The organism is Bacteroides intestinalis, from assembly GCF_003464595.1.
Lineage (GTDB): Bacteria > Bacteroidota > Bacteroidia > Bacteroidales > Bacteroidaceae > Bacteroides > Bacteroides intestinalis_A.
Genome location: NZ_QRZF01000015.1, coordinates 138,942 through 146,930 on the forward strand (window position 1 = coordinate 138,942; position 7,989 = coordinate 146,930).

General features: G+C 42.5%; 7 protein-coding genes. All 7 read right to left on the reverse strand.

Going from position 1 to position 7,989, the window contains the following annotated elements:
- Positions 1-2: 2 nt before the first annotated feature.
- Complete coding sequence (locus tag DWW10_RS18670) at positions 3-2,204, reverse strand: tetratricopeptide repeat-containing sensor histidine kinase (protein ID WP_022392363.1); 2,202 nt, start codon at positions 2,202-2,204, stop codon at positions 3-5.
- A 152-nt stretch (positions 2,205-2,356) separates the two neighbouring features.
- The gene (gene der, locus DWW10_RS18675) at positions 2,357-3,670 is read right to left on the reverse strand and encodes a ribosome biogenesis GTPase Der (protein WP_118223477.1); all 1,314 of its coding nucleotides are present in this window, start codon (positions 3,668-3,670) and stop codon (positions 2,357-2,359) included.
- A gap of 46 nt (positions 3,671-3,716) precedes the next feature.
- Positions 3,717-4,598, reverse strand: a complete 882-nt coding sequence (gene era / locus DWW10_RS18680) for a GTPase Era (protein ID WP_007659543.1) — start codon at positions 4,596-4,598, stop codon at positions 3,717-3,719.
- 111 nt (positions 4,599-4,709) lie between these two features.
- Positions 4,710-5,714: a beta-ketoacyl-ACP synthase III gene (locus tag DWW10_RS18685; protein ID WP_022392365.1), complete on the reverse strand. Its 1,005-nt coding sequence runs from the start codon at positions 5,712-5,714 to the stop codon at positions 4,710-4,712.
- A gap of 113 nt (positions 5,715-5,827) precedes the next feature.
- Complete coding sequence (gene rpmF / locus DWW10_RS18690; RefSeq protein WP_002562387.1) at positions 5,828-6,013, reverse strand: 50S ribosomal protein L32; 186 nt, start codon at positions 6,011-6,013, stop codon at positions 5,828-5,830.
- 12 nt (positions 6,014-6,025) lie between these two features.
- The gene (locus tag DWW10_RS18695) at positions 6,026-6,610 is read right to left on the reverse strand and encodes a YceD family protein (RefSeq protein WP_022392366.1); all 585 of its coding nucleotides are present in this window, start codon (positions 6,608-6,610) and stop codon (positions 6,026-6,028) included.
- A 74-nt stretch (positions 6,611-6,684) separates the two neighbouring features.
- A complete protein-coding gene (locus DWW10_RS18700) occupies positions 6,685-7,827 on the reverse strand; it encodes a sensor histidine kinase (protein ID WP_118422047.1) in 1,143 nt (380 codons plus the stop codon).
- Between the last annotated feature and the right edge of the window lie 162 nt (positions 7,828-7,989).

Below are 7,989 nucleotides of genomic sequence, written 5' to 3' on the forward strand. Positions count from 1 at the left end.
GATTAGATTAATACGTTAATTTTCAAACGGGTTCCCTTCCCAGGAGAAGAACCCAGTTCAACTTCAGCACCTATGGTCTCCGCTCGCTGCCAGATAGTCCGTAAGCCGATACCCTTAGTTTTCCTGCTCATATCAAACCCTTTTCCGTCGTCTGCTACAAGTATGGAAAGGTCATTATTTTCCAGAGCTAACTCTACCTGTATACAGGCTGAGCCGGCATATTTCACAGCATTGCTCACTGCTTCCTGAACAATGCGATAACATTCAAAACTGATTGATTTAGGCACTACATTCCAATCTACACCTACCGTAGAATGATATTCCGCATGCGTACCTTCTGGCAATGATAAGTGCAAAACATAGTCAGCAAGCAGTTCATCGAGTGTAGCATACTGAAAAACCGGCGGCATCAGTTCATGGGAAAGTTTTCTCAACCTTTCCCTGATATTATTCAATAATCCCAGTTGCTCGTCCAAATCAGAACCTTCCTCAGCAGGAATAGTACGAATATTCATTTCAAGTGCAAGCAAATTATTACATACATCATCATGCAATTCAGTTGCCATACGCTCCCGTTCACTCTCCAAACCATCAATGTATTTTCGTGTTAAGCGCTGTTCAGTTTCTTTCTGGAGTTCCAGGAATTCACGTTCTTTTTCACAAGCTGCATTTGCCAGCAAAGCAATCCTTGCCCGCTGACGTTGGCGTGCATAAAGTGAGCCCAGCAACAAAATTCCCAGTAAAGAGATCACCGAACCTACAATAATACGGTGACGTAACATATACGTCTCCTGTTCCAACTGTTCACGCCTCAGACTTACAATCTCCAACTCCTTCTCTTTGGTCCGGTACTTCACAGAATATTCGGACAACTGGTCAGTCTCTTCCGTCTGGAACACAGAATCACGAAGTGCATAAGCCTGCGTCATATAATTATAAGCCAAAGGCAGATTATTCACAGCCAGATAACATTCCGATAATTTCCTGTAATGCTCATAATCACGTGCATCTTTATATCCACTACGGAGCATATCAACTATCTTGCGATAATAAACAATAGCATCCGCATAGTTCTTACTTTCCTGCAACAATGCAGCTTTTGCCTGGTAATACTTGAAACGCTCTATATCAGTCTGCATCTCATGCGCCAATTTATCCAACTTCTGCAAGTACTGCATTGCCATACCCAGATTTCCATCCACCCGGTAGGCATTTACCAAATAATTATAAGCATTACATAGCTGCCTTCTGTCATTCACCTGCTCCAAAAAAGGAATAGCTTTCAGTAACGTGTCAATGCCCTCTGTACGCATTTTCTCCATTCGTACCAAGATGGCACCCAAATTAACATAGCACGTACCTATCCTCCGTTTATTATCTGTCTTCAAAGCATATTTCAAAGCTTTTTCTGAGAAAGAAATAGCATCTTCCGGTCGATCCCAGTCACAATAAGCCGTCGCTATATTTCCATATATAAAAGCGACTGTGTTGTAATTGCCACACAATTCACACAAATGGAGCGCTTCTTCAAAGTTAGCGATACAATCCTCCAGATTCTTTTTCCGACGATAGATAGTACCCAACTGATTCAGGTTTTCAATCAACATAGCTGTATCTTTATCGGCAGCAGAGCGCTCACTGGCACGAATGGTATAAACTAAAGCCGAATCGGTCTGCCCTTCGAAAAGAAAAGAACTGGCGTAATTCGTCAATATAGTGCGACACGCCTCCTCTGCCCCCGGCAAACCCTCACCGGCTGCCAACCCTTTATGAAAATAATAACGTGCAGAGTCATAGCGGGCATCCGCATTACAATAATATCCCATGTCACAGCAAGCCTGAGCTATTGTAAACCTCAATCCAGCCTTTTCAGCCAAGCCAATGGCTTTCCGTTTCAAAGCGTACCCCTGCTCGAAGTCGCCTTTAATGAAGTAACCTTCACTTACCCAGATGTAGTATTCGATAAATATTTCCGGCTTTCCACTGTCTATGGCCAGTTGATGAATGGAATCGGCGTATGAAAGAAGTAAATCAGGATCTTCTTCTGTCTGATAAAGGAGTTTACAGACCTTGACATAGTTATCCAGGTTTCTGTTTTGGGCTGCCTCTTGTTGTAATGCACGTAAATCCGACTTGCCCTCTGCCCACAGCACACCTATGGAGAGGAGCAAGCAGCATCCCAATACCCACCTGTAACGTTTCATCTAATCCTTTTTTATGTTGTCAGAGCAAAAATAAATATTATATTCATATTAACCTATTTTTTATTTACATTTTCCCGATAAACAATAAAAAAACCGCCTGATTTATAACTAAATCGGGCGGTTTCATACCAATATCTCAGCAATCGGTTTATCTACTTCTGACGGATATAAATATTTATCGGAGTTCCTGTCAGGTTCCACTTTTCACGCATCTTGTTTTCCAGGAAACGTTTATATGGCTCTTTCACGTACTGCGGCAGATTAGCGAAGTAAACAAAAGAAGGCACCTGTGTATTCGGCAACTGCGTAATATATTTAATCTTGATATACTTACCTTTGGTTGCAGGAGGCGGATATGCCTCAATCAGCGGCAACATTTCCTCGTTCAAACGGGCAGTAGGAATACGCGTCATACGGTTATCATATACGCTTCGTGCTTCCTCCAGCACCTTCAGGATACGTTGTTTGGTCAATGCCGAACCGAAGATGATAGGGAAGTCAACGAATGGAGCAAAGCGGCTACGGATCGCATCTTCAAAAGTCTTTATCACTTTCACAGTCTTATCCTGTACCAAATCCCATTTATTCACTACTACCACCAAACCTTTGGCATTCTTCTGTATCAGTGAGAATATATTCAAGTCCTGGCTTTCAACACCACGTGTAGCATCCAACATCAGAATACACACATCCGCATTCTCAATGGAACGGATGGAACGAATCACAGAATAATATTCCAGATCCTCATTCACCTTATTCTTTTTACGGATACCGGCAGTATCTACCAGATAGAAATCAAATCCAAACTTATTATAACGGGTATAGATAGAGTCACGTGTTGTACCGGCAATCTCCGTTACAATGTTCCGTTCTTCTCCGATAAAGGCATTCACGATAGAAGATTTACCAGCATTCGGGCGTCCCACTACAGCAAAGCGGGGAATATCCTCATCCAGAATCTCATCCGTATCCTTTTTAAATGTACCCACAATCAGGTCCATCATATCCCCCGTACCGCTGCCCGTCATAGCCGAGATGCAGTAAGGATCACCCAGACCCAACTTATAAAATTCGGGAGCATTGTATTGTAATTCCCCGTTATCAGTCTTGTTGGCAATCAGCAACACCGGCTTTTGAGTCCGGCGCAAAATGGCTGCTACCTGCATATCGAGATCAGTTACCCCATTCATAACATCTACTACAAACAATATAACGTCTGCTTCATCCACAGCCATCAGTACCTGCTTGCGTATTTCCTCTTCAAAGATATCGTCAGAGTTCACCACCCATCCGCCGGTATCTACCACGGAGAACTCTTTCCCCAGCCATTCGGACTTACCATACTGGCGATCTCGTGTTGTTCCTGCTTCTTCGTTCACAATTGCCTGACGTGTTTTGGTCAAGCGATTAAATAAAGTAGACTTTCCCACATTGGGTCGTCCTACGATTGCAACTAAATTTCCCATAGTTCACTCTTCTTGTTTTTGCGACTATCACAGTCGTATGAATACTCTAATCCAGTTGATAGCCAAAATTGCGTAACTCTTTATCCGAACTACGCCAATCCTTATCCACCTTCACAAATGTCTCCAGGAAAATCGTTTTTCCGAAGAACCTCTCTAAATCACGGCGTGCTTCAGTGGCCACTTTTTTCAGTGCTTTACCTTGCTTGCCGATAATAATTCCTTTCTGCGAATCGCGCTCCACATAAATCACAGCGCTGATATGTATCTTCTTCGCATCTTCCTTAAATTGTTCCACTACTACCTCTACCGAATAAGGTATCTCCTTGTCGTAGTACAACAAAATTTTCTCCCGGATAATCTCGTTTACAAAGAAACGGGCCGGCTTGTCCGTCCACTGGTCCTTATCAAAGTAAGGAGGTGAATCGGGCAACAGTTCTTTCACCCGCTTCATCACATAGTCTACATTGAACTTTGTCGTTGCAGAAATCGGAATAATCTCCGCATTGGGCAATAATGCTTTCCAAGCTTCCACAAGTTCCACAAGTTTCTCCTGGTTCGACAAATCAATCTTGTTGATAAGGAGCAACACCGGTATTTCCATGTGTGCCACCTTCTCCACAAACTCATTATGCTTATCGGGTGTCTCAACCACATCTGTTACATATAGCAAAACATCCGCATCTGTCAGAGCCGAAGTAGAGAAATTCAGCATAGACTCCTGCAACTTATACTGCGGCTTCAGCACTCCCGGAGTATCCGAGAATACAATCTGCATATCATCCGTATTATAAATTCCCATAATACGGTGACGGGTTGTCTGCGCCTTGAAAGTAGCAATCGAAATTCGCTCGCCCACCAAGGCGTTCATCAATGTAGATTTACCCACATTCGGATTTCCCACGATGTTTACAAAACCAGCTTTATGCATCACATTCCTGTATTTTAGTTGAGACAAAAAAACGCATCGAATCGAAGTAGGATGCGTTTTTTTAGTTTATATGTTTAGTAACCGTAATTCGTAATCCGTGTGATTATACAGTTACCCTTTCTTTCCGTCGTATCCCCACTTCACGTAAACGGCTCCCCAGGTAAACCCTGCACCGAATGCTGTAAAGATCAGGTTATCGCCTTTTTTCAGTTTATCCTCGAAGTCCCACAGACAGAGCGGAAGCGTACCGGCACTTGTGTTACCATAATGCTCGATATTAATCATTACTTTCTCATGGGGAATCTCCAGGCGATGAGCTACTGCATCGATAATACGCAGATTTGCCTGGTGAGGAATAATCCAGTCAATATTCTCTTTGGTGAGATTGTTTCTTTCCGCAATGGCAGCACAAGCATCCGACATGTTCGATACGGCATATTTGAATACTGTACGGCCTTCCTGATAAATGAAGTGCATATGGTTATCCACTGTAAAATAAGAAGGAGGGCATACAGAGCCACCTGCTTTCATATGCAAGAAAGGTAATCCCTTACCATCTGTTCTCAAGATAGCGTCCATGACGCCTACATCTTCCGTAGTAGGTTCCATCATAACCGCAGCTGCACCATCACCGAAAATCGGGCAAGTAGCACGCTCTGTGTAATCTACCATAGACGACATTTTATCAGCGCCCACTAAAATGATCTTCTTATATCTTCCCGAGCGGATAAAGTTAGCTCCTGTTTCCAGCAGATACAGAAAACCGCTACAAGCAGCCTGCAAGTCAAAAGCAAAAGCATGTTTTAAACCGAGCTTATCACATAAGATAGAAGCTGTAGAAGGGAAGTGATAATCAGGAGTAGTAGTAGCTACAATCACCAGATCGATATCATCAGGATCAGAACCAGTACGCTGCATCAACTGCTTTGCAGCTTTGCGAGCCATGTACGAAGTACCCAGTCCTTCTTCGTTCAGGATATGTCTTTCCTTTACTCCGATACGGGTCATAATCCATTCGTCGTTGGTATCCACCATTCTTGATATCTCTTCATTCGTCAAGATATAATCGGGTACATATCCGCCGACTCCTGTAATTACTGCATTTATTTTTTCCATTAATCCTGCTTAAAGTTAATGAATACCTAAACAACGGTAGTCTAAAAAGGTTTGTGTGTTACAAATCTTTTTAGACATCCGGCATTCAAGTATATTCTTCATCAGGCTGCAAATTAAACAGCAGCTTCTTTCTCGATAGCAAGCTTGCCTCTGTAATATCCGCAAGCACCACACACTGTGTGATATACATGCCATTCGCCACAGTTCGGGCAAATAGCCAATGTAGGAGCTACTGCTTTATCATGAGTTCTTCTCTTTGCAGTTCTTGTTTTAGACTGTCTTCTCTTAGGATGTGCCATTTTTCTTAATCTTTAATTGTTATCTAATATTTTCTTTAATTCATTCCAACGCGGATCAATCTGTGTTTCCTCCGCATCACTCTCCGGCATTGCGTCTTCACCTTCGATAAAGATTTCATCTTCCGCATCATCTTCATCTGCTTTTGTACGCAGATGCTTATGCAATTTGCTGCTGACGGCCTTATTACATTTTCCGGGAGCATGTACATGCTTCATCGGGATTGCCAACGCAACAAATTCATACATGAACCATGCCACATTGATTTCCCCTTCTTCTTCAGGGATCACAATGAGGTTATCACCTTCTTCAGCATACTCATGACCAAACTTTACCATCAGTTTATCTGTAGAACTAACCGGCTGTTCCATATCGTCCAGGCAGCGGTCACATGGCACCCACACCATACCCTCCGTCTGGAAGTTGAATTCGAAAGCACGAGATGTTTTCTTTACAACCAATATAACATTAACTTTGCCCTTCTGTACTTCCGGGCCATCAATGTTAGCAAAAAAAAGGTTATCCAGTACAAACTCATACTTACAAGAGTCTGCCTGCATGCCTTTCAAATCTATTTTGTATTTATCAAACTTTCCCAAAGCTTCTTTTATTTATTCGGGCGACAAAGATACAAATAATTATCCTCATAATGTATAAATTAGCCACGAAATATTCATTTTTTAAGCTCTATTCTGAATATCGTCCCTTTATTGATCTCCGATTGCTTTACAAAGATACGCCCTGAATGATATTCCACCACAATCCGGCGTGCCAACGACAAGCCCAGTCCCCACCCTCTTTTTTTGGTGGTATAACCGGGAGCAAACACAGTTTCAAAATTCCGTTTGTCAATTCCCTTTCCCGTATCAGCCACATCAATATGCCAAAATCTTGACGTTTCCTGTACCGAAATAGTCAAAGTTCCAACTCCTCCCATTGCATCAATCGCATTCTTACACAGGTTTTCTATCACCCATTCAAACAAAGCAACATTCAGCCTTACAGGCGGAAGTAAATCCGGCAAATGGGTAATGATCTTTACCTTATCCGAAGTACGATGGGCAATATAATCCGTCACCCGTTCCAGCAGAGCTTTCAAATCCGCCTCTTCCAACTCCGGAACAGAACCTATCTTCGAGAAACGATTGGCAATCATCTGCAAGCGCTCCACATCTTCCGCCATGGCAGGAATCAGGTCATCCTGCGGATATTGCGTCTTCAACAGTTCCGTCCACGCCATTAATGAAGAAATAGGGGTTCCCAACTGATGGGCTGTTTCTTTAGATAATCCTACCCATACCTTATTTTGTTCTGCTTTTTTAGAGCTCAACAGAGCAAAAATAGCAATCAAAACAAAGATAAGTACCACTGCCAACTGTACATAAGGATAAACTGCCAGCCGGGTTAGCATCAGGGAAGGACCATAATACACATTCAGATAGTCACCACCACCATTCAAGTCGATACGAATGCAGTTCCCTTCATGGCTGAAGTGATTCAGTTTTTCTTTCAGCGAAGCGATTGTATCGGTTGGAGATAGTTTAATATTCCTGTAAGTCTGTACATCTTCATTCTGATCCACTACAATTACCGGAATCGTATGATTGGCATTCAGGACTTTCAGCACCATAGTCAAGTCCGTATTTCCATCAGCGGTTTGGAGATTCTTCATTGCCTCGGCCCACACTTCCATACGTACCCGTTCTTCAGCAGATAAATCGCTTATCAGAGAATGGGAAACATACAGGGAAGAGATAGCTATAATCACAGCAATCAATATCAACCAGAACTTTATAGGACGGATTTGCTTTAGCATATATAAATAAGGTGTAAACTTACAGTATATAAACGAAAAAACAAAGAGAATATTATCTGGACAGGGGGTATAAATACAAAAAGCCCCCATATCGTTAGATATGGAGGCTTCTCTGAAAAAACGGCAACTACCTACTCTCCCACTTGACGCAGTACCATCGGC